The organism is Pseudomonas sp. IT-P260, from assembly GCF_949768395.1.
Lineage (GTDB): Bacteria > Pseudomonadota > Gammaproteobacteria > Pseudomonadales > Pseudomonadaceae > Aquipseudomonas > Aquipseudomonas parakoreensis.
Map to the genome: position 1 here is coordinate 208101 of NZ_CATKPO010000042.1, position 21439 is coordinate 229539.

A 21439-nucleotide genomic window follows, 5' to 3' on the forward strand; every position below is an offset into this window, starting at 1 on the left:
TCAGCAAGACTAGCGGATTGGGCACGGGCACGGCGGAGAAATTCCGCACACCATGGCAATTGGGATGAATGAGTAAACTGTGGCGAGGGAGCTTGCTCCCGCTCGGCTGCGCAGCAGTCGCAAGACCTGCAGCCACCGTCCTCCAGACAAATTGCGATCGCTGGTTTTGGGGCTGCTTCGCACCCCGGCGGGAGCAAGCTCCCTCGCCACAAAAGCCGGTGATGATCCTGCATTCGATCCAAGGATCACTTGCCATGGATCAAGCACCCTCCGCCCGATCAGCTAGAATGGCCGCCTTGTCGTTGCCGAGCCTGCCATGAAACCTGTACTGCCCCACGCCCAACTCGACTGGGATGACCAGGGACGCCCGCGCTCGCGGGTGTTCGACGATGTGTATTTTTCCGACCAGTCGGGGCTGGATGAAACCCGTTATGTGTTCCTCGAACAGAATCGCCTGGCCGAGCGTTTTGCCGCGTTGCCGGCGCACGGGCGACTGGTGATCGGCGAAACCGGGTTTGGCACCGGGCTGAATTTTCTCTGTGCTTGGCAACTGTTTGAGCAGCACGCAGTGGCCGGAGCACGGCTGCATTTTGTCAGTGTCGAAAAGTACCCGCTGAGTCCGGCGGATCTGCAGCGGGCTCTGGCCCTGTGGCCGCAACTCAAGCCGCTGGCCGATCAACTGCTGACCCATTACGTGGCAATCCATCAGGGCTTTCAGCGGATCGTCCTCGGCAATGGCCGGGTCACGCTGACGCTGTTGATCGGCGATGCGCTGGAGCAGCTGCCGCAACTCGATGCGCAGATTGACGCGTGGTTTCTCGACGGTTTCGCCCCGGCGAAAAACCCCGACATGTGGACCGCAGAACTGTTCGTCGAACTGGCTCGACTGGCTGCTCCGGGGTCGACCATCAGTACCTTCACCAGCACCGGTTGGGTCAGGCGTTTGCTCAACGCCGCCGGGTTCAAAATGAAACGCACACCGGGCATCGGCCACAAGTGGGAGATCCTGCGCGGCGAGTTTCTCGGCTGGCCGCAGGACGTCGCGCCACCGCTGCCGGACAAACCGTGGTTCGCCCGCCCTGCTCCGCTGACCACTGACCGTCGGGCGCTGGTGATCGGCGCCGGACTGGCCGGTTGTGCCACGGCCGCCAGCCTCGCGGCGCGCGGTTGGCAGGTCAGTCTGCTGGAGCGGCATGCCGAGGTGGCGCAGGAAGCGTCAGGCAATCCACAGGGCGTGCTGTACCTGAAGCTGTCGGCCCACGGCACCGCGTTGTCGCAACTGATCGTCAGCGGCTTCGGCTACACCCGCCGTCTGCTGGAAACCCTGCAACGCGGCACCGACTGGGACGATTGCGGCGTGCTGCAACTGGCGTTCAATGCCAAGGAAGCCGAGCGTCAGGCGCAACTGGCCGCGGCGTTCCCGGAAGACCTGGTGCACTGGCTCGATCAGCCGCAAGCCGAGATTCAGGCCGGCATCGGTCTGGCCCATGGCGGTTTGTACTATCCCGAAGGGGGCTGGGTGCATCCGCCCGCGCTGTGCCAGGCACAAGCCGCGCAACCGAACATCCAATGGCTCAAGCATCACAATGTGCTGGAACTGCGCAAGGTCGAGGGACAGTGGCAAGCCCTCGATGGCGAACGGGTGCTTGCAAGCGCGCCAGTGGTGGTGCTGGCCGGCGCAGCGGAGATCAAACGCTTTGCGCAAAGTGCCGAGCTGCCGCTCAAGCGCATTCGCGGGCAGATCACGCGCCTGCCACAAACCGCCGAGAGTCAGGCGCTGCGCACTGTGGTCTGCGCCGAAGGTTATGTCGCCCCGGCGCGTCTGGGCGAACACACGCTCGGCGCCAGTTTCGACTTCAACAGCAATGACCTGACACCGACCACCGCCGAACACCTGGGCAATCTGGCGATGCTCGAAGAGATCTCCAGCGATTGGGTAGCGCGTCTGCACATCAATGGGCTGCCCCCGGAAACCCTGGAAGGACGCGCCGCATTCCGCTGCACCAGTCCTGACTATCTGCCGATTGTCGGCCCCCTCGCCGACCGCGAAGCCTTCGCCGAGGCCTATGCCGCGTTGAGCAAGGATGCGCGACAAGTGCCGGACATCGCCTGCCCGTGGCTCGATGGCCTCTACGTCAACAGCGGTCACGGTTCACGCGGGCTGATCACCGCGCCACTGTCTGGTGAACTGCTCGCGGCGTGGCTGGACAACGAGCCGCTGCCACTGCCGAAAAGCGTCGCCGAGGCGTGCCATCCCAACCGTTTCGCGTTGCGCACGTTGATTCGCGGCAAATGAAAAACGGCGGCTGGCCGCTGGTCAGTCGCCCCCTCTTATAACTCATCGTTCTAAAACTCCCACATCTGCAGCGGGTCAGTTTCTGAGTACCGGCCATTTTGGCCAGACTTGAATCACCCCTCCCCAACGGAAAAACCGGTAAGGACTTTATGTGCGGATTAGCTGGCGAGTTACGTTTTGATCATCAACCTGCAGACCTTGCAGCGGTAGAGCGAATCACCCATCACCTGGCCCCTCGCGGCCCCGACGCATGGGGCTTCCATGCTCAAGGGCCGATTGCCCTCGGCCATCGTCGCCTGAAAATCATGGACCTGTCGGACGGCTCGGCGCAGCCGATGATCGACAGCCAACTCGGTTTGTCCCTGGCCTTCAATGGCGCGATCTACAACTTCCCGGAACTGCGCGCCGAACTCGAAGCGCTGGGCTACGCCTTCTATTCCGGTGGCGACACCGAAGTGCTGCTCAAGGGCTACCACGCCTGGGGTGAAGCGCTGCTGCCAAAACTCAATGGGATGTTCGCCTTCGCCATCTGGGAGCGCGATGCGCAGCGCCTGTTCATTGCCCGTGACCGCCTCGGCGTCAAGCCTTTGTACCTGTCGCGCACCGGCCAGCGTTTGCGCTTTGCCTCGGCCCTGCCGGCGCTGCTCAAGGGCGGCGACATCAACCCGATCCTCGATCCGGTGGCGCTCAATCACTACCTGAATTTCCATGCGGTGGTGCCTGCTCCACGCACCTTGCTCGCGGGCATCGAAAAGCTGCCGCCAGCGACCTGGATGCGCGTCGAAGCCGATGGCCGCACCGAACAGAAAACCTGGTGGACCCTGCCCTACGGCCCGCACGATGATGAGAAACACCTGACCCTCGAAGACTGGCGCGACCGCGTGCTCGACAGCACCCGCGAAGCGGTGGCGATTCGTCAACGGGCGGCGGTGGATGTCGGCGTGCTGCTGTCCGGCGGTGTCGATTCGAGCATGCTCGTCGGCCTGTTGCGTGAAGTCGGCGTGGAGAACCTGTCGACCTTTTCCATCGGCTTCCAGGACGCTGGCGGCGAGCGCGGTGACGAGTTTCAGTATTCCGATCTGATCGCCAGACACTACGGCACGCAGCACCATCAATTGCGCATCGACGAAAAAGAGATCATCGAGCAACTGCCCGCGGCATTCCGCGCGATGAGCGAGCCGATGGTCAGCCACGACTGCATCGCCTTCTATCTGCTGTCGCGCGAAGTGGCCAAGCACTGCAAAGTGGTGCAGAGCGGCCAGGGCGCCGACGAACTGTTCGCCGGTTATCACTGGTACCCGCAGGTCGACGGTGCGGCCGATCCCTACGCGGCCTATCGCGCGGCGTTCTTCGACCGCAGCTACGACGACTACGCCTCCACCGTGCAGCCGAAATGGCTGACCGCCAACGACGCAGCCGGCGACTTCGTGAAGGAACACTTCGCCCAACCCGGCGCCGAGGCCGCGGTCGATAAAGCGCTGCGTTTGGACAGCACGGTGATGCTGGTGGACGACCCGGTCAAACGCGTCGACAACATGACCATGGCTTGGGGTCTGGAAGCGCGCACGCCGTTTCTCGACTATCGCCTGGTGGAACTCTCGGCGCGGATTCCCGGCCAGTTCAAGCTGCCCGATGGCGGCAAACAGGTGCTCAAAGAAGCGGCGCGTCTGGTCATTCCAAGCGAAGTGATCGACCGCAAGAAAGGTTACTTCCCGGTGCCGGGCCTCAAGCATTTGCAAGGCGACACCCTGAACTGTGTGCGTGAACTGCTGCTGGATCCGAGCCAGGATCGCGGCCTGTTCAACCCGGCCATGCTCGACAAACTGCTGACGGATCCGCAAGGCCAACTGACGCCTTTGCGCGGCTCGAAACTGTGGCAGCTGGCGGCCCTGAACCTGTGGCTCAGTGAACAAGGAATCTGATTGATGAAACCTCACGCCACGGCTATCAATCAACGCCTGTTGCGCGGCCAGACACCGTCGTATGAACGCTTGCAGGCGCGTCTGGCCGAAGACGGCAGCGAACTCGGCGCCGACCCCATCGCCGTGCATTGCGGTTGGGGCCGGCTGCTGATCGGTCACACCTTTCCTGACCCGGCGACGCTGGCGCAGGAACTGCTCAACGAACAGCCCGGCGAGCGCGATATCGCCCTGTACGTTGCCGCACCGCAACAGATTCTCGGGCTGGAACCGACGCAACTGTTTCTCGATCCGTCCGATACTCTGCGCCTGTGGTTCAGCGATTACCGCCAGGCTACCCGGGTCTTTCGCGGCTTCCGCATTCGCCGGGCACAAAGCGAAGCCGACTGGCAAGCAATCAATCTGCTGTATCAGGCACGCGGCATGCTGCCGATCGATGCCACGCGCCTGACCCCGCATCATCAAGGCGGCCCGGTTTATTGGCTGGCCGAAGATGAAGACAGCGGCGCGGTAATCGGCAGCGTCATGGGCCTCAATCATCAGAAAGCCTTCAACGATCCGGAACACGGCAGCAGCCTGTGGTGCCTGGCGGTGGATCCGCAATGTTCGCGGCCCGGCGTCGGCGAAGTGCTGGTGCGGCACTTGATCGAACACTTCATGAGTCGTGGCCTGAGTTATCTCGACCTGTCGGTGCTGCACGACAACCGTCAGGCCAAGAATCTCTACGCCAAACTCGGCTTTCGCAACCTCTCGACCTTCGCCATCAAACGCAAGAACGGCATTAACCAGACGCTGTTCCTCGGGCCCGGGCCGGAAGCCAATTTCAACCCTTATGCGCGGATCATCGTCGAGGAAGCGCATCGGCGCGGCATCGACGTGCAGGTGGACGACGCCGAAGCCGGGCTGTTCACCCTCAGCCATGGCGGACGTCGGGTGCGCTGCCGCGAATCGCTGAGCGACTTGACCAGCGCGATCAGCATGAGTTTGTGCCAAGACAAGAGCCTGACCCACAACGTGTTGAAAGGCGCCGGCCTGAAGCTGCCCTCGCAGCAACTGGCGGGCAACGCCGACGACAATCTGGCGTTTCTCGATGAGCATCAGCGGGTGGTGGTCAAGCCGCTCGACGGTGAACAGGGCCAGGGCGTGGCGGTGGATTTGCAGAGCATCGAAGAGGTGCAGCAGGCCATCGAAGCCGCCAAGCGTTTTGACAGCCGCGTACTGCTCGAAAGCTTCCACGAAGGCCTCGACCTGCGGATTCTGGTGATCGGTTTTGAAGTGGTGGCGGCAGCGATTCGTCGTCCCGCCGAGGTGGTCGGTGACGGCCATCATTCGATCGGTGCGCTGATCGAGGCCCAGAGTCGACGCCGGCAAGCCGCCACCGGGGGCGAAAGCAAGATCCCGCTGGATCACGAAACCCAGCGCACCCTGCACGCGGCCGGTTATGACTACAGCACTGTCTTGCCGGCAGGCGAACACCTGTTTGTGCGCCGCACCGCCAATCTGCACACCGGCGGCACGCTGGAAGACGTCACGGCGATTCTGCACCCGACTCTGGTCGATGCCGCCGTTCGTGCAGCGCGGGCGCTGGATATTCCAATGGTCGGCCTCGACTTGATGGTGCCGGCAGCGGATCAAGCGGAGTACGTGTTTATCGAAGCCAACGAACGCGCTGGCCTGGCCAATCACGAGCCGCAGCCGACGGCGGAGCGGTTTGTCGATTTGTTGTTTCCGCACAGTCAGCCGGCTGTTTCTTGATTCTGCTTTGTCTTGGCTGATGTCTTCGCGAGCAGGCTCGCTCCCACAGGGGAACGCATCCAAATGTGGGAGCGAGCCTGCTCGCGAAGGGGCCGAATCAGGCGCCACAAATCTTCCTCATCGAAACCATCGATGCGCCTCAACTCATCAGGAGTTTCCATGACCACACAAATCCCCGAACCGGATCTGAACTACCTGCAAAAAGTCCTGCTGGAAATGCTCGCCATCCCCAGCCCCACCGGCTTCACCGACACCATCGTGCGCTACGTCGCGGAGCGTCTGGAAGAACTCGGTATCCCTTTCGAAATGACCCGTCGCGGCACCATCCGCGCCACGCTCAAGGGCAAGAAAAACAGCCCCGACCGCGCCGTTTCCGCGCACCTCGACACCATTGGTGCCGCCGTGCGCGCGGTGAAAGACAACGGTCGCCTGACGCTGGCCCCGGTCGGCTGCTGGTCGAGCCGGTTTGCCGAAGGCAGCCGCGTCAGCCTGTTCACCGACAACGGTGTGATTCGCGGCAGCGTGTTGCCATTGATGGCCTCCGGGCACGCGTTCAACACCGCCGTGGACGAAATGCCGATCAGTTGGGATCACGTCGAACTGCGTCTGGATGCCTACTGCGCAACCAAGGCCGATTGCGACTCACTGGGCATCAGTGTCGGCGACGTGGTGGCGTTCGACCCGTTGCCGGAGTTCACCGACAGCGGCCACATCAGCGCCCGTCACCTCGACGACAAGGCGGGTGTCGCCGCGCTGCTCGCCGCGCTCAAAGCCATCGTCGACAGCGGTCAGGAATTGATGATCGACTGTCATCCGCTGTTCACCATCACCGAAGAAACCGGCAGCGGCGCGGCAGCGGCCTTGCCGTGGGATGTCAGCGAATTCGTCGGCATTGACATTGCGCCGGTTGCGCCGGGCCAGCACTCCAGTGAGCACGCAGTGAGCGTAGCGATGCAGGATTCCGGTGGCCCTTACGACTATCACCTGTCGCGACATTTGCTGCGGCTGGCCAGTGAAAACGAACTGCCGGTAAGGCGCGACCTGTTCCGCTATTACTTCAGCGACGCGCATTCGGCGGTGACCGCCGGGCACGACATCCGCACCGCCCTGCTCGCCTTCGGTTGTGATGCAACCCATGGCTACGAGCGCACGCACATCGACAGTCTGGCGGCGCTCAGTCGTTTGCTTGGAGCGTACATTCTGAGTCCGCCGGTATTTGCCAGCGATGCCGCGCCGGCCAATGCTTCGCTGGATCGCTTCAGTCACCAGATCGAGCACGACACGCAGATGGAGAGCGATACGCGAGTGCCTTCGGTGGACAGTCTGGTGGGGCAGCGTTCCGACAGTTGAATCCTTGTTGGCTGACCAGGCATCTTCGCGAGCAGGCTCGCTCCCACAGAGGGCACGCATTCCAAATGTGGGAGCGAGCCTGCTCGCGAATTGGCACGCCACGAAAACTGGCAGGGATATCGTAATCGCCGTAGCATCCCGTCATTGATTGAACCGAGGTGCCCATGCTGATTCCCTACGACGCTCTAGAAGTCGACACCCTCACCCGCCTGATCGAGGACTTTGTCACTCGCGATGGCACCGACAACGGTGATGACACGCCGCTGGAAACCCGCGTGCTGCGCGTACGCCAGGCGTTGACCAAAGGCCAGGCGCTGATCGTCTTCGACCCGGAAAGCGAACAATGCCAACTGATGCTCAAACACGATGTGCCCAAGCACCTGTTCGACTAGCGGACCTTCTCGGTGGCCTGTTTGCGCTGAATCCGCTCGTAGACTTCCGAACGGTGCACATTGATCTTCTGCGGCGCTTCGACACCAAAGCGCACACTGGAGCCGTTGACGGACAACACCCGCAGGGAAATGTCGTCACCGATGGAAATCAACTCGCCCACAACACGGCTGAGTACAAGCATGGAGTTCATCCTTCAAGGGTTAGCCAGCCCTGAAGATGCGCGGTGCACGCCCGCTCTACAATGCATGGCGAGCAATTCAGTCTTGCCCTACACCCGCAAGCGCTGCGCCCGTCAGACGTTTCCTGCAAATCGCTAAACAGTCTCGCCTCACGCGGCGCTAAACCGCGGCCCGAACAGGATCACACTGGCGCCGATCACGCACAGCGCCACGCCGATCCAGTCCGAACCCAAGGGACGTATCCGTTCAACCACTGCCAGCCAGCCAATCGACGCGACGATATAGATCCCGCCATAGGCGGCATAGGCGCGACCGGCGTAAGCCGCTTCGACACGCGTCAGCAACAGGGCGAACAGCGTCAGGCTGAGCAGCGCCGGGATCACCCACAAGGCACTTTTGCCCTGGCGCAACCACATGAAAAAGGCGAAACAACCGGCGATTTCAAACAGCGCCGCGAGGAAGAACCACAGGTAATTGAGCATTGATGCGTCTCGACAGGGTGACCATTGCGGCCACCCTAACGACGCGACACACATGGGGCAAGTTCAGCCATTGGTTTGTTTGGCCTTGGCGCGCATTTTATCGGCCATGGTGGTCATTTCGTTGTAGATCAGTTGCGGGTTCTTCTGCTTGATCGCCCAGGCCATGCGTCCCTGCTCGTGCGGCAGGATCATGAACTCGCCGGCGGCCACTTGCTGATAAATGTAGTCGGCGATGTCGGCTGCGCTGATCGGCGAACTTTCCAGCAACTTGCCAACCTGAGCTTTCATGGCTGGCGTCGGGCCACGGAACGAGTCGAGCAAGTTGGTCTGGAAGAACGACGGGCAGACCACATGCACCCCGACTTCCTGCTGCGCCAGCTCCACCAGCAAACTTTCAGACAGCGCCACCACACCGGCCTTGGCCACGTTGTAATTGCTCATCGCCGGGCCCTGCATCAATGCCGCCATCGAAGCAATGTTGATGATCTTGCCTTTGCTCTGTTCCAGCAGCGGCAGGAAGGCCTTGCAGCCTTTGACCACGCCCATCAGGTTGATCGCGATCTGCCAGTCCCAGTCCTCCAGCGACAGTTCGCTGAAGAACCCGCCGGACGCCACACCGGCGTTGTTGACGATGATGTCGATGCCGCCGAGCTTCTCTTCGCAGGCCTGGGCAAACGCGGTTAGCTGGCTGTAATCACGCACATCACAGCGCTGGATGAACCCGTCGCCACCGGCCTCGCGCACCCGCTTCAGGGTTTCCTGCAGGCCAGGCTCGCTGACGTCGGACAAGGCCAGCTGCCAGCCTTCACGCGCCCAGCGCAGTGCAAGTTCGCGACCTAAACCTGAGCCCGCACCCGTGATCATCATGCGATTTTGCATAGCAGACAGCCTTGTTGTTCTGTAGGAGATGCGCGGAGTGTAGCGAAGGAACACTGGCCACCCACGCTCCATCAGAATGCTGAATACAGGATCAAAAGATCGCAGCCGTCGGCAGCTCCTGCATCAGTTCCCTGTAGGAGCTGCCGAAAGCTGCGATCTTTTGATCTCGCGCTTTAAAGGAAATAAGCGAGTAATCCAAATACATTAAAAAAACATTGAATTTTCTTTCATTCGCACCGGTCGGAATTTGTAAGCCGTCTGGAATTAGTTAGCCTCCAGTCGCCCTTGAATACCAAGACTTCTCGAACGCTATAAACAAGGAAATCGACATGGGCACAATTCTTATCATTATCCTGATCCTGTTGCTGATCGGTGGTCTGCCGGTCTTCCCGCACTCCAGAAGTTGGGGTTATGGCCCTTCGGGCATTATTGGCGTGGTGTTGGTGGTGCTGTTGGTCTTGCTGTTACTTGGCAGGATATAAAACCCCAAGACAAAAAAAAGAGGCCCTCAGGGGCCTCTTTTTTATGCAGCGGTTTTATCAGTCCGGCTTGCCGTTGATCACACCGGCCGTGTTGTCCATCAGGCTCTTGGTCGCCGTTTGCAGGAACGCTTCAAGCTTGAGTTTCAATTCGGCGGTACGCGGTGCGTCCGGAATGATCTCGGCAGAAGGGTTCGCGCCCAGTTGGTACTGGTAGATCTTCGGTGCCATTTCCTTCTCTTTCGGCAAGACCAGGATCTGGTCAGCGGTGACGATGGCAGTGGTCTGCTCGCTGCCCGACGGCTTGATCACACCGAAACCGGTGTCGCCGGCCGGCAGGTTGAGCAGGTCGCGCCCCCAGCACTGGTGACGCACTTCGCCACCCAGACGACCCATGATGGTCGGCACGATGTCGATCTGGGTGCCCACGGTGTGGTCACGGGTACCGAACTTCTCCTGAATGCCCGGCGCAATCATCAGCATCGGCACGTTGAAGCGGCCCAGGTCCATTTCGGTGATCTGACGCTCGTTGCCGAAACCGTGGTCGCCGACGATGACGAACAGGGTTTCCTTGAAGTACGGCTCTTTGCGCGCCTTCTCGAAGAACTGACCCAGGGCCCAGTCGGCGTAACGCATGGCCGTCAGGTGTTCGTTGAGCGTGCCGCGATCCGTCACGCGCTCCACCGGCAAAGGCGTCGGCAAGGCGTACGGCGTGTGGTTGGACAGGGTTTGCAGCAGCGCATAGAACGGCTTGCCGTTTTCCCGCGCCTTCAGTTCCACCAGACCACGGTCGAACATGTCCTGGTCGGACACGCCCCAGGTCGGATCGGAGAACACCGGGTTGACGAAGTCGTTACGGCCAACGAAGTTGGTCATGCCCTGGTTGCTGAAGAAGCCCGACTGGTTGTCCCAGGCGAAGTCGCCGTTGTAGACATACACGTCGTCATACTTGCGCGCACTGAGCAGCTGCGGCAGGCCGGAGAGTTTGTGGCTGCCTTCCGGGGTCTGCATCAGGTATTCGAAACCCGGCAGGTTCGGGAAGCACGCCATGGTTGCAAACATGCCCTGGTGGGTATGGGTGCCGTTGGAGAAGAAACGGTCGAACAGCAGGCCTTCCTTCGACAGTTTGTCGAGGTACGGCGTGATGTTGCCCGGCGCGCCCAGAGCGCCCACCGAGTGACCGGCCATGCTTTCCATCAGGATCACGACCACATTCTTGATCGGCAGGGTCTTGTCCGCCGGTGGCGTGTAGTCACGACGCACCGCCGCAATGTCGGCATCGACCAGTTTGTCGTCCGGCATCACCAGCATCTCGCGCACCACTTTCTGCGCCTGTTCCTGCGGCAGGGTGGCTTTCCAGATGTTGTTGCGATCCTCGCCCATGCGGTCCTTGGCGGCGGCGATCAGCGACAGCGTGCCGTTGAGGCCGAGCTGGTTGGCGAAATTCGATTCGGTGGTGTACACGTCACCCCAGCGCAGCGGCGGGCCCTGACGCAGGGTGCCACGGGCCGCCACGACGCAAATCAGCAGGCACACCACAAACACCGCCAGACGGGTGTACCACGGCGCCACTTGACGGGTGCCGACGTTGCCGCCGCTGAACGGGCCGCGCGGACGGGTTGCACGATCCGCGCCCTTGAAGGCCAGGGTCAGGATCACGGTGCCGATCACCCACGCCAGCAGGTAGCGCACCACCGGGAAACCGTACCAGAGCATGCTCATAACGGTTTTCGGGTCTTCTTTCACGTACTGAAATACCAGGCCATTGAGGCGCTGGTGGAACTCACGGTAGAAGTCCATCTCCATCAGGCCGAGGAACAGCGCGATGCTGGACGCCACGGTCAGCCACAGACGGAAGAACCCGCGCGCAGCCATCGCCCGCGCACTGAACAGTGCCAGCAGCAACGGAACACAGACGTAGACCACCAGGCGCAGGTCGAAACGCAGGCCGTTGGCGAAAGCTTCGAGGAAGGTCGAAGCCGGGGTATCGAGGATCATCTCGCGGTTGTAGACCAGCAGCGCGAGGCGCAGCACGGAAAACATCACCATCATGACCAGGGCACACAACAGGGTGTAGGCCAGATGCGATTTGACGGTCGGTTGCAGCAGGCGAGTTGAAGATCGCTGCTGATTCAGGGCGTCCGGGTTTGCCATGTCGTTTTAGGACCCATTGGAAGTTGAAGTTGCAAAATACAGCGGCGCCATGCCCTCTATTGGCCATTCCAGGCCCCGGGGCGTGCGCGGTGCGCAAATGTTGCACGATCAACGGTAGCATTGCCATTGATTAGTGCCCCGCTGCCCGACTCTTTCATAAAGGCAATCGTTCGCCGACAGCACGCATTGCGCGGGCGAATTGTCAGGAAGGCTTTGTGAAAATTTCGTGCAGCGCATATCTGGAAACACAATATAACGACAAAACAAAACGCCCCGAATCGATCGGGGCGTTTTTGCGCAAAGCGCGCGGATTACTTCTCGGCGCGCTCTTTCAGGGCTTTAAGGGTGTTGAACGGCGCATCAACCACAAACTTGTTGGCAACCATGGCCGGTACGCTGCCGCCTGGCTCAGTGTGCACTTGATAGGTCACTTCGACCTGATCACCTTTCGGCACGAACTTCCAGAAGCCTTTGACCTGAGTGACGCGCACAAAGCCTTTCTCTTCGGGAATGTACTTCGGCAAGCCTTCGAGGTTGCGGGTCAGGCTGCCATCGGCACCCTCCACGGTGGTGATGTGCAGCACCGAATCACGCGAAGTGACTGGCCACGGCGTGTTGAACTGCGTATAGGTCCAACTCTGATCGCCCTCGTGCTTGAGCAGCTTCTGGGCCTTGCACTCGTAGATCCACGCACAGGCTCCGGACACGTCTTCCTGCAAGGCACGCAGTTTGGCCACGGTGGTCTTCATCAGAGTCACACCCTGATAGGACTTGTAATCCGAGCCCGGTACTTCAGCCAGCGAGACCTTGATCCCGTCCTGTTCCTTGGCGACCTTCCAGTCCTCGGCCTGAGCCACCGAAGTAGCCAGCACAGCGGTCAAACCACACAACACAGCGATACGATGCAGCGAACCCATAGTCTTATTCCTTATTGTTGAAGTTCCGTTCGTTTGACACATCACGCCGCCGTCATCTGCTCCCACCAGCCGATCAGTTTGATCGCTTCCTCGGAGCTGCTGCCGCAGACTTCGACATCGGCGGCAAATCCTGAACAAACCGCCGGACGCTCCGGCTGGCCGAAAATGCTGCACAGGTTTTCGACCGAGAGTTGCACGCAACGTTCGCCGGCAGGTTTGCCGTTGGGCATGCCTGGAATGGCTGAACTGATGGAGGGGGCAATACAGCAAGCGCCACAGCCTTCACGGCATTTCATGACGAGCAAGTCCTCGCGACGGGCAATGTGTTAAAGAGACACGGACAGAGTAACCGCTAAAACGGTTGTTTCAAATTCCCTGCACCGGGGTTTTTACCGATAACTGAATGTGACTGACCAGTCTCCGACAAAGCGTCTGGTTCGCGGGTCACGGATCGATTGAATTTATTGCTTGAACTCGAAATCCAGTGCTGCGCCTTCGATATCACGGCGCTCATCGTTGCGCAGCTGCAACTGCATTTCGTTGCTGAGCAGGCGACCATTGAGCTGGAAGCCGCTGTTTTTCTCGCCGAACATCTGCGGCAGGATCGCCTCGTGTTTGGGCAACGATACAGTACCGGCGGGTTTTAGTTGCTGAACCATGTCCTTGGGCAGGCTCAGATCCAGCTTGGCCGGCGGCAATCTGGTTTTCACCACCTCACTGGCCGGTTTCGACTTGGACGCGACCGGGGGCCGTTTCTTCACCGCGGCGGCTTTCTTCTGTGGGGCTTTTTTAGCCGCAGCTTTGTTATCCGCAACGGCTTTTTTGCTCGCCGCCGGTTTGTTTGCCGGCGCGGACGTTGCGGGCTTTTCCTGAACGGCAGCTGCCATGACACCGGGCGCATGGCCCATCGTCAACACACCAAGCAAAATCCAGGCAGCAGGCAAAATCGCTTTCATGAACCCTACAACACTAACGGCAGAGGGCCATATGCTCGCCTGTTGAGCGTCACAAGACAAGCACGACGCGCCCCCCGTTCAGAAACCGCCAGCCGTTTCCTGACACAGTTGAGTCGCCAGCAGACCGAGGGTCATCAGCGCCCTTTCCGCCTCGCGATTCCACGGTGTGCCGCAGTTCAGGCGGATGCAGTGATTGAACTGCTCGGTATTACTGAAGATCAGCCCCGGTGCAATGCTGATGCCCTGCTGCAATGCGCGGACATGCAATTCCTGGGTATTGACCCTGCCCGGCAGACTCACCCAGAGGATGAAACCGCCCGTTGGCCGGGTCATCTGCGTACCTTCGGGAAAGTACTGCTGCACCGCCAACTGGAACGCGCTGAGGTTTTTCCGGTATTCCTGGCGGATGTACCGTAAATGCCGGTCATAACCGCCATTTTCCAGATAAGCGGCAATCGCCATCTGCGTCACGCTGCACGCCGAATGCGTGGTGAAGGTCTGCAGACGCTGGATTTCCTGCTGATATTTGCCGGCAATCATCCAGCCGACGCGCACGCCCGGCGACAATGTTTTGGAAAAGCTCGAGCAGTAAATCACCCGATCCAGGCGATCGTAAGCCTTGAGGGCTTTGGTGCGGCCCTGTTCGAACATCAACTCCCCATAGATATCGTCTTCGACGATCTGGATATCGAAGTCCGAAGCCAGACGCAGCAGTTGTTTCTGCCGTTCTTCCGGCATGGTGCCGCCCAGCGGATTGCTCAGGCGCGTGGTCAGAACCAAAGCCTTGATCGACCATTGGTTGGCCGCCAGTTGCAAGGCTTCGAGGCTCATGCCGGTGGCCGGATCGCTGGGAATCTCGATCACTTTCAGGCCCAACAGATCGGCCAGTTGCAGCAAACCGTAATAGGTCGGCGATTCGGCAGCGATCAGATCGCCCGGACGGGTCAGCACCCGCAGCGACATCTGCAGCGCATCGACACAGCCGTGGGTAATGACCACTTCCGACGGATCGACCACCACCCCGGCGTCGCGCATGCGGATTGCCACTTGCCGGCGCAACGGTTCGAAACCCGGGCTGAACATGTAGCTGAAGGCGCGTGGGCTGTGGAATCGGGTGACCTTGGCCAGTTGCTGATGCAGTGCGCGAACCGGGAGGTAATCGACACTCGGCACCGCAGCGCCCAACGGGAAAACCCCCTCGCGCCGAGACTCGACCAACACTTGCTGAATGATGCTGGCGCGGGTGACCAGGCCTGGGCGCTCGACCCGGGCGATGTCCGGGGTCGGCGCCGTCAGTGCCGGGGTCTGGTGCACGTAGTAACCGGATTGCGGCCGTGCGCGGATCAGGCCCTGATCTTCGAGATTGGCATACGCCTGCAACACCGTCGCATGGCTGACATTGAGCTGCGAACTCATCTTGCGCACCGACGGCACGCGTTCTCCGGGCTGATAGACACCGCGCCGGATGTCTTCCGCCAATTGTTGAGCAATACGTTGGTAGAGCAAGAGGTTGGTCATGACGCAGCACTCGATTTCACGGGCATTTTATTCTTGTGTGAAACAATACCGGAACAGTTTAGAAGTGTACTGGGACAGTTGCCACCATAGTCGACCGTACAGTGCAGTGTCAGCCAAAACTGTACGGATTTGCGTGCTATTCGACAGTCGTAAAAAAGCCCGGCGCTGCATGACAGGCCGGGCTTTCCAGAGACGCAACCCTCAACGGGCGGCGCCGAGCTGGCCTTTTTCGTCGGAGAAGACAATTTCCACCCGACGGTTCTGTGCCCGACCGCGCTCGGAAGCGTTGGCGTCCACCGGGTATTCGTCACCGTAACCTTCGACCTGAATCCGCTTGTCCTCAATCCCCAGGTCCATCAACACATCGGCTACTGCTTGCGCGCGATCACGCGACAGCTTGAGGTTTTCCTGTTTGCCACCGGTGCTGTCGGTGTAACCCTCGATCCGCACCACACGTTTCGGGTTGAGTTGCAGGAACTGCACAATCTTCAACACCACGCGATTGGCCGAGTTCTTCAGCTCCGCCTCGCCAGTGTCGAACAGTACATCGCCGAGGGTCATCACCAGGCCGCGATCGGTCTGCGTAGTGGCCAACGCCACGATCTGTTCCTCAAGCCATTTACCCTGCTGCTGCACGCTCAGCAGTTTGGACTCGCGCAGGGCCAGCTGCAGACGCTGACGCTCCAGTTCAAGCTTCGCCGCGCGCTCTTCGTTGAGCACCAGATTGGTGTGTTCGCGAGCGATTTCGCTGTAGCGCTGACTCAAGTAGGCGTAATGCACCACGTCCGCGCCACTGCCCCAATAGGTGGACAGGCGATCGGCGCGGGCCAGCGACTCACCGGCGCGGATCACATCCTTCGGCGCGATACGCAGCACATTGGAATCTTCCTTGACCTTCTGAAAGTCGCTGCCAGCCTGTTGCAGTGCGGTTTCACCGTGTTGACCGGCGCAGCCATAGAGGCTTGCGCAACCGGCCAGAATCATCCCGCCGAGGATTTTGGACTTGAGGCTCATTGGGCATCTCCCAGTTGCTTGCGCAGACGGATGATGCGGGTGTTGAGCACGTTGAGTTGCTCTTCGCTTTTTTGCGTCAGCACTTTGGCTTCGGCCAGACGCGCATCCAGCTCGGCCTGTTCGGCGCGCATGCGGGCGTTCTTGAAAGACTCGTCGGTCATGTTGCCCTTGGCCCGGTTGAACTTGTCTTCGGCCAGTTTCATTTCCGGCATTTCATCGGTGGTCGCACCGACAGCTTTGGCCTGGGTGATGGCCTGCTCGGTCAGGCGCATTTGCTCATGGGGTGCCGGATCGTTGGCGCAGCCGGCCAGGGCCAGAACGGCCATGGCCGCGAAAAGAGGTCGAATACTCACTAAGAATCCCTACTGTTTTGGGGCACTGACAGGTGGCTGCGGTTGTTGCTGCTGGGCCTTCCAGCGCTCGATATTGCGTTGCAGCGCGGCCTCGGTCAGTCCGGACGCGGGCAATTCTGTCATCTTTTTAGCGAGCTGTCCGCGCAACCACGGATCGTTGCAGGCCGAGTTATGCGAAACCGCGAGGAACAATCCCGGTCGGTCGATCGGCTGTTCGAACGCCAGCAGATCATTGGCCATGCCTAATGCCTGCGCGGCAGCCATGCCCGAATAGCGCCCAGCGAGTACATATTCCACTTCGCCCAGCAGAAGTTTCTGAAAGGCCTGAGTGAGGTTTGCCGTCCGGGTCAGGGTCAGATTCTGCTCGGCGAAAGTGCCAAATGCTTGGGTCATTCGAGACTTTTCCGACAGCCCGCCTGTGTGCCCGTGCAGATCCCTGGCCTCGCTGTAGGCCAGCGTCGAGCCTTTGCGCGTCCACACCAGGTAGTCGTTTTCGAGCAACGGCGGATAGACGTAGTCGAGGTTCTCCAGCTCATTGAACATCAGCGGCGTGTCCGCCAGCATGTCCATGCGCCCGCTGCGCACTTCGTCGAGGGCCTGCGCGCGTTTGCCGGCGTAGAGCAGCTCGACCTTGATCCCCAGATCCTTGGCCACTTGCTGCAACAGGTCGGCACTGGCGCCGATCAGATGTTTGGGATTCTGCGGGTCCTGCCACAAGTACGGCGGCGCGTCCGGACTGCCGGTAACGGCGACGCGCTCGCATTTGCCGGCAGCCGCAGCCATCCCCGGCAACAGGATCAATCCCAATAACAACCTGCGGCGCAGATCCATGGCAAACGCTCCCACTCAAATTCGAGACAAAAAAAAGCCCGACCAGAAGGCCGGGCTCTTTATAAGTGAAGCCGCCGGATTAGACCAGCTTCTCCAGCTCTGGGACTGCTTCGAACAGATCCGCCACCAGACCGTAATCGGCCACCTGGAAGATCGGCGCTTCTTCGTCCTTGTTGATCGCAACGATCACTTTGGAGTCTTTCATGCCGGCCAGGTGCTGGATCGCGCCGGAGATACCGACGGCGATGTACAGCTGAGGCGCAACGATCTTGCCGGTCTGACCGACCTGCATGTCGTTCGGTACGAAACCTGCGTCGACTGCGGCACGCGAAGCGCCGACGGCAGCGCCCAGCTTGTCGGCCAGGGCGTACAGGTGTTTGAAGTTGTCACCGTTCTGCATGCCGCGGCCGCCGGAAACGACGATCTTGGCAGCGGTCAGCTCAGGACGATCGGACTTGGCCAGTTCTTCGCTGACGAAGCTGGAAGTGCCGGCGTCGTGCGCAGCAGCAACGGCTTCAACAGCCGCCGAACCACCTTCAGCAGCAACCGGGTCGAAACCGGTGGCACGCACGGTGATCACTTTGATCGCAGCGGTCGATTGCACGGTAGCGATGGCGTTACCGGCGTAGATCGGACGCTTGAAGGTGTCGGCGCTTTCTACCGAGATGATCTCGGAGATCTGGTCAACGTCCAGTGCAGCGGCAACGCGCGGCAGGATGTTTTTGCCGTTGGACGTGGCGGCAGCCAGGATGTGGCTGTAGCCCTTGCCCAGTTCTGCAACCAGCGGAGCTACGTTTTCCGGCAACTGATGCGCGTAAGCAGCGTTGTCAGCGTTCAGGACTTTGCTCACGCCAGCGATTTTCGCCGCGGCTTCAGCCACGGCGCCAGCGCCCTGACCTACAACCAGTACGTGAATGTCGCCGCCGATTTTGGCAGCAGCAGCCACGGTGTTCAGCGTGGCCGGGGCCAGCACTTTGTTGTCGTGTTCAGCGATTACCAAGATAGTCATTTTTAGATTACCTTCGCTTCGTTTTTCAGTTTCTCGACCAGTTCAGCCACCGACTTGACCTTGATACCTGCGCTGCGTGCAGCCGGCGCTTCGACTTTCAGGGTCTTGTTGGTGGAGGCGGTGGAAACGCCCAAAGCGTCCGGAGTCAGCACTTCGAGAGGCTTCTTCTTGGCTTTCATGATGTTTGGCAGGGACGCGTAGCGCGGCTCGTTCAAACGCAGGTCGGTGGTGACGATGGCCGGCAGTTTCAGGGAAACGGTCTGCGCGCCGCCGTCGATTTCACGAGTCACGGCAACGCTGTCGCCGGAGACTTCGACTTTCGAAGCGAATGTGCCCTGACCATAGCCGCTCAGTGCAGCGAGCATCTGGCCGGTCTGGTTGTTGTCGCTGTCGATCGCCTGTTTGCCCAGGATCACCAGCTGAGGCTGTTCCTTGTCGACCACAGCCTTGAGCAGCTTGGCCACGGCCAGCGAAGTCAGGTCTTCAGCGGATTCGACGAGGATGGCACGGTCGGCACCCAGAGCCAGTGCGGTACGCAGCTGTTCCTGAGCGGTGGACGGGCCGATGGAGACGACGACGATTTCAGTCGCAACACCTTTCTCTTTCAGGCGTACGGCTTCTTCCACTGCGATTTCGCAGAACGGGTTCATCGACATCTTGACGTTGGCGAGGTCTACGCCGGAATTGTCCGCCTTGACGCGAACCTTGACGTTGTAATCCACAACGCGTTTGACAGCTACAAGAACCTTCATGGATTCCTCGTTACTCTCCGGTGAAAAGAAAGTCGCCTAGGCGAACCTGGCGGTTGATGCTCATCGGGCACAAGGGCACCTCTAAAAACGCCGGCTGGGGGCGATGACCGTTCGTCAGTGGTGACCAACGGGTCATTGAATCGCACGGTGTGTAAACTGCGCGCCAGACTTGCGCTGCGCATCACCTTGAACTGCCTGTGCCCTGTCTTTAGAGGTGCTCTTGAAACCGCCAGTCTGCCTACGGCGAGCGCAAAACCGCCCGTATCTTGACCGGAACGCCTATTCCGGTCAATACGGCAAAATGGCCGTTCATAAGCCGCGCTTCTTTGATTTCTCTGGGCTGGAGCCGATTCAAACAAACGTTTGTATTGGACGCTCCGAGTGGTGTAGATATAATGCGCCGCCTAGAGAGAAAGGTGGTTTGCCCATTATTACCCTTGACGTTAACGTAAAGGCAATAACGGATGCGACACCGAACCTCCAAATTAGAAAAAAAACTGTTGAGCCTTGAGTAGGAGATAGCCTGTGGAACGCGAATACATGGAATTCGACGTGGTCATCGTCGGTGCCGGCCCCGCTGGCCTGTCCGCCGCCTGCCGTCTGAAGCAGAAGGCCGCCGAAGCCGGTAAGGAAATCAGCGTCTGCGTGGTCGAAAAAGGCTCCGAAGTCGGCGCACACATCCTGTCCGGTGCCGTGTTCGAACCACGCGCTCTGAACGAACTGTTCCCGGACTGGAAAGAACTCGGCGCCCCGCTGAACACGCCGGTCACCCGCGATGACATTTTCGTGCTGAAAAACGCCGACAGCGCGCAGAAAATCCCTGACTTCTTTGTGCCCAAGACCATGCACAACGAAGGCAACTACATTATTTCCCTGGGCAACCTGTGCCGCTGGCTGGCCCAGCAGGCCGAGAACCTGGGCGTGGAAATCTACCCGGGCTTCGCCGCTCAGGAAGCGCTGATCGACGAAAACGGCATCGTGCGCGGGATCATCACCGGTGATCTGGGCGTCGACCGTGAAGGCAACCCGAAAGAAGGCCTGTACACCCCGGGTATGGAACTGCGTGGCAAGTACACGCTGTTCGCCGAGGGCTGCCGTGGCCACATCGGCAAGCAACTGATCAAGCGCTACAACCTCGACAGCGATGCCGACGCCCAACACTACGGCATCGGCCTGAAAGAAATCTGGGAAATCGACCCGGCCAAACACCAGCCAGGCCTGGTGGTGCACACCGCGGGTTGGCCGCTGGACATCATGGGCACCGAAAACACCGGCGGCTCGTTCCTCTATCACCTGGAAAACAACCAGGTCGTGGTCGGTCTGATCGTTGACCTGTCGTACAGCAACACTTACCTGTCGCCGTTCGACGAGTTCCAGCGCCTCAAGCATCACCCGGTACTGGCCCAGTACCTGGAAGGTGGCAAGCGCGTCAGCTACGGCGCCCGCGCGATCTGCAAAGGTGGCCTGAACTCGCTGCCGAAAATGGTCTTCAAGGGCGGCGCGCTGATCGGTTGCGACCTCGGCACCCTGAACTTCGCCAAGATCAAAGGCAGCCACACCGCAATGAAGTCCGGCATGCTCGCCGCTGAATCGGTGGCCGACGCCCTGTTCGCCGAGAAGGATGGCACTGAAGAGCTGACCACTTACGTCGACGCGTTCAAGAAGAGCTGGCTCTACGACGAACTGTTCGCCAGCCGCAACTTCGGCCCGGCGATCCACAAGTTCGGCGCGATTGTCGGCGGTGGCTTCAACTGGCTGGATCAGAACATCTTCGGCGGCAAACTGCCGTTCACCCTGCACGACACCAAGCCGGACTACGCCTGCCTGAAGCTCGCGGCCGATTGCAAGAAGATCGACTATCCAAAGCCGGACGGCAAACTCAGCTTCGACAAACTGAGCTCGGTGTTCATCTCCGGTACCAACCACGAAGAAGAACAGCCGTGCCACCTGAAGCTGACCGACCCAAGCATTCCGCTGAGCCGCAACCTGCCGATGTACGACGAACCGGCACAGCGCTACTGCCCGGCCGGCGTCTACGAAGTGATCACCAAGGAAGACGGCGAAAAACGCTTCCAGATCAACGCCCAGAACTGCGTGCACTGCAAGACCTGTGACATCAAGGACCCTTCGCAGAACATCACCTGGGTCACGCCGGAAGGCGCTGGCGGCCCGACTTACCCGAACATGTAAGTCGCATCGCTGA

The 21439-nt window shown here is 60.2% G+C and carries 20 protein-coding genes; 7 read left to right on the forward strand and 13 right to left on the reverse strand.

The window, feature by feature from the left end; all coding sequences use genetic code 11:
• Positions 1-316 precede the first annotated feature (316 nt).
• From mnmC to ACM6HV_RS23835, 5 genes are all read left to right on the forward strand, one after another.
• Entirely contained in the window at positions 317-2296 is a 1980-nt protein-coding gene (mnmC, locus tag ACM6HV_RS23815) for a bifunctional tRNA (5-methylaminomethyl-2-thiouridine)(34)-methyltransferase MnmD/FAD-dependent 5-carboxymethylaminomethyl-2-thiouridine(34) oxidoreductase MnmC (RefSeq protein ID WP_414905438.1), read from the forward strand.
• A gap of 149 nt (positions 2297-2445) precedes the next feature.
• Positions 2446-4218, forward strand: coding sequence for an N-acetylglutaminylglutamine amidotransferase (locus tag ACM6HV_RS23820; protein WP_414905439.1), 1773 nt, complete (start codon positions 2446-2448; stop codon positions 4216-4218).
• Positions 4219-4221: 3 nt separating this feature from the next.
• Positions 4222-5970, forward strand: coding sequence for an N-acetylglutaminylglutamine synthetase (gene ngg / locus ACM6HV_RS23825; protein WP_414905440.1), 1749 nt, complete (start codon positions 4222-4224; stop codon positions 5968-5970).
• Between the two features lie 159 nt (positions 5971-6129).
• Positions 6130-7320, forward strand: coding sequence for an osmoprotectant NAGGN system M42 family peptidase (locus ACM6HV_RS23830; RefSeq protein WP_041069309.1), 1191 nt, complete (start codon positions 6130-6132; stop codon positions 7318-7320).
• A 164-nt stretch (positions 7321-7484) separates the two neighbouring features.
• Positions 7485-7712, forward strand: a complete 228-nt coding sequence (locus tag ACM6HV_RS23835) for a YheU family protein (RefSeq protein ID WP_003192759.1) — start codon at positions 7485-7487, stop codon at positions 7710-7712.
• Here the strand turns inward: ACM6HV_RS23835 and csrA are convergent.
• From csrA to ACM6HV_RS23850, 3 genes are all read right to left on the reverse strand, one after another.
• Complete coding sequence (gene csrA / locus ACM6HV_RS23840; RefSeq protein WP_041069300.1) at positions 7709-7894, reverse strand: carbon storage regulator CsrA; 186 nt, start codon at positions 7892-7894, stop codon at positions 7709-7711. The two genes, ACM6HV_RS23835 and csrA, sit on opposite strands and share 4 nt — an antisense overlap.
• Before the next feature lie 147 nt (positions 7895-8041).
• Complete coding sequence (locus ACM6HV_RS23845; protein ID WP_041069297.1) at positions 8042-8374, reverse strand: YnfA family protein; 333 nt, start codon at positions 8372-8374, stop codon at positions 8042-8044.
• Positions 8375-8437: 63 nt separating this feature from the next.
• Positions 8438-9253, reverse strand: coding sequence for an SDR family oxidoreductase (locus tag ACM6HV_RS23850; RefSeq protein WP_041069294.1), 816 nt, complete (start codon positions 9251-9253; stop codon positions 8438-8440).
• 323 nt (positions 9254-9576) lie between these two features.
• Here ACM6HV_RS23850 and ACM6HV_RS23855 point away from each other — a divergent pair, with 323 nt between their 5' ends.
• Positions 9577-9735, forward strand: a complete 159-nt coding sequence (locus ACM6HV_RS23855; RefSeq protein ID WP_169432680.1) for a DUF3309 family protein — start codon at positions 9577-9579, stop codon at positions 9733-9735.
• A 57-nt stretch (positions 9736-9792) separates the two neighbouring features.
• Here ACM6HV_RS23855 and ACM6HV_RS23860 read toward each other — a convergent pair whose 3' ends face one another.
• The 10 genes from ACM6HV_RS23860 to ACM6HV_RS23905 all read right to left on the reverse strand — a co-directional run bounded on the left by ACM6HV_RS23860 (position 9793) and on the right by ACM6HV_RS23905 (position 19236).
• Entirely contained in the window at positions 9793-11886 is a 2094-nt protein-coding gene (locus ACM6HV_RS23860) for an LTA synthase family protein (RefSeq protein ID WP_041069289.1), read from the reverse strand.
• Between the two features lie 311 nt (positions 11887-12197).
• A complete protein-coding gene (locus tag ACM6HV_RS23865; RefSeq protein ID WP_222018662.1) occupies positions 12198-12803 on the reverse strand; it encodes an START domain-containing protein in 606 nt (201 codons plus the stop codon).
• Between the two features lie 41 nt (positions 12804-12844).
• Positions 12845-13099, reverse strand: a complete 255-nt coding sequence (locus tag ACM6HV_RS23870) for a YkgJ family cysteine cluster protein (RefSeq protein WP_041069283.1) — start codon at positions 13097-13099, stop codon at positions 12845-12847.
• Positions 13100-13264: 165 nt separating this feature from the next.
• A complete protein-coding gene (locus ACM6HV_RS23875; protein WP_414905495.1) occupies positions 13265-13759 on the reverse strand; it encodes a translation initiation factor 2 in 495 nt (164 codons plus the stop codon).
• 78 nt (positions 13760-13837) lie between these two features.
• Positions 13838-15277: a PLP-dependent aminotransferase family protein gene (locus ACM6HV_RS23880; protein ID WP_003226969.1), complete on the reverse strand. Its 1440-nt coding sequence runs from the start codon at positions 15275-15277 to the stop codon at positions 13838-13840.
• Between the two features lie 201 nt (positions 15278-15478).
• The gene (locus ACM6HV_RS23885) at positions 15479-16291 is read right to left on the reverse strand and encodes an OmpA family protein (RefSeq protein WP_108183461.1); all 813 of its coding nucleotides are present in this window, start codon (positions 16289-16291) and stop codon (positions 15479-15481) included.
• Positions 16288-16644: a DUF4398 domain-containing protein gene (locus tag ACM6HV_RS23890; protein WP_414905441.1), complete on the reverse strand. Its 357-nt coding sequence runs from the start codon at positions 16642-16644 to the stop codon at positions 16288-16290. Before ACM6HV_RS23890 ends, ACM6HV_RS23885 begins: the two co-directional genes overlap by 4 nt.
• Before the next feature lie 9 nt (positions 16645-16653).
• A complete protein-coding gene (locus ACM6HV_RS23895; protein ID WP_414905442.1) occupies positions 16654-17475 on the reverse strand; it encodes a substrate-binding periplasmic protein in 822 nt (273 codons plus the stop codon).
• Between the two features lie 79 nt (positions 17476-17554).
• The gene (locus tag ACM6HV_RS23900) at positions 17555-18484 is read right to left on the reverse strand and encodes an electron transfer flavoprotein subunit alpha/FixB family protein (RefSeq protein WP_414905443.1); all 930 of its coding nucleotides are present in this window, start codon (positions 18482-18484) and stop codon (positions 17555-17557) included.
• Between the two features lie 2 nt (positions 18485-18486).
• Entirely contained in the window at positions 18487-19236 is a 750-nt protein-coding gene (locus ACM6HV_RS23905) for an electron transfer flavoprotein subunit beta/FixA family protein (protein ID WP_003226982.1), read from the reverse strand.
• Positions 19237-19761: 525 nt separating this feature from the next.
• Between ACM6HV_RS23905 and ACM6HV_RS23910 the strand changes: the two genes are divergently transcribed.
• The gene (locus ACM6HV_RS23910; protein WP_108183462.1) at positions 19762-21426 is read left to right on the forward strand and encodes an electron transfer flavoprotein-ubiquinone oxidoreductase; all 1665 of its coding nucleotides are present in this window, start codon (positions 19762-19764) and stop codon (positions 21424-21426) included.
• Positions 21427-21439: the final 13 nt, after the last annotated feature.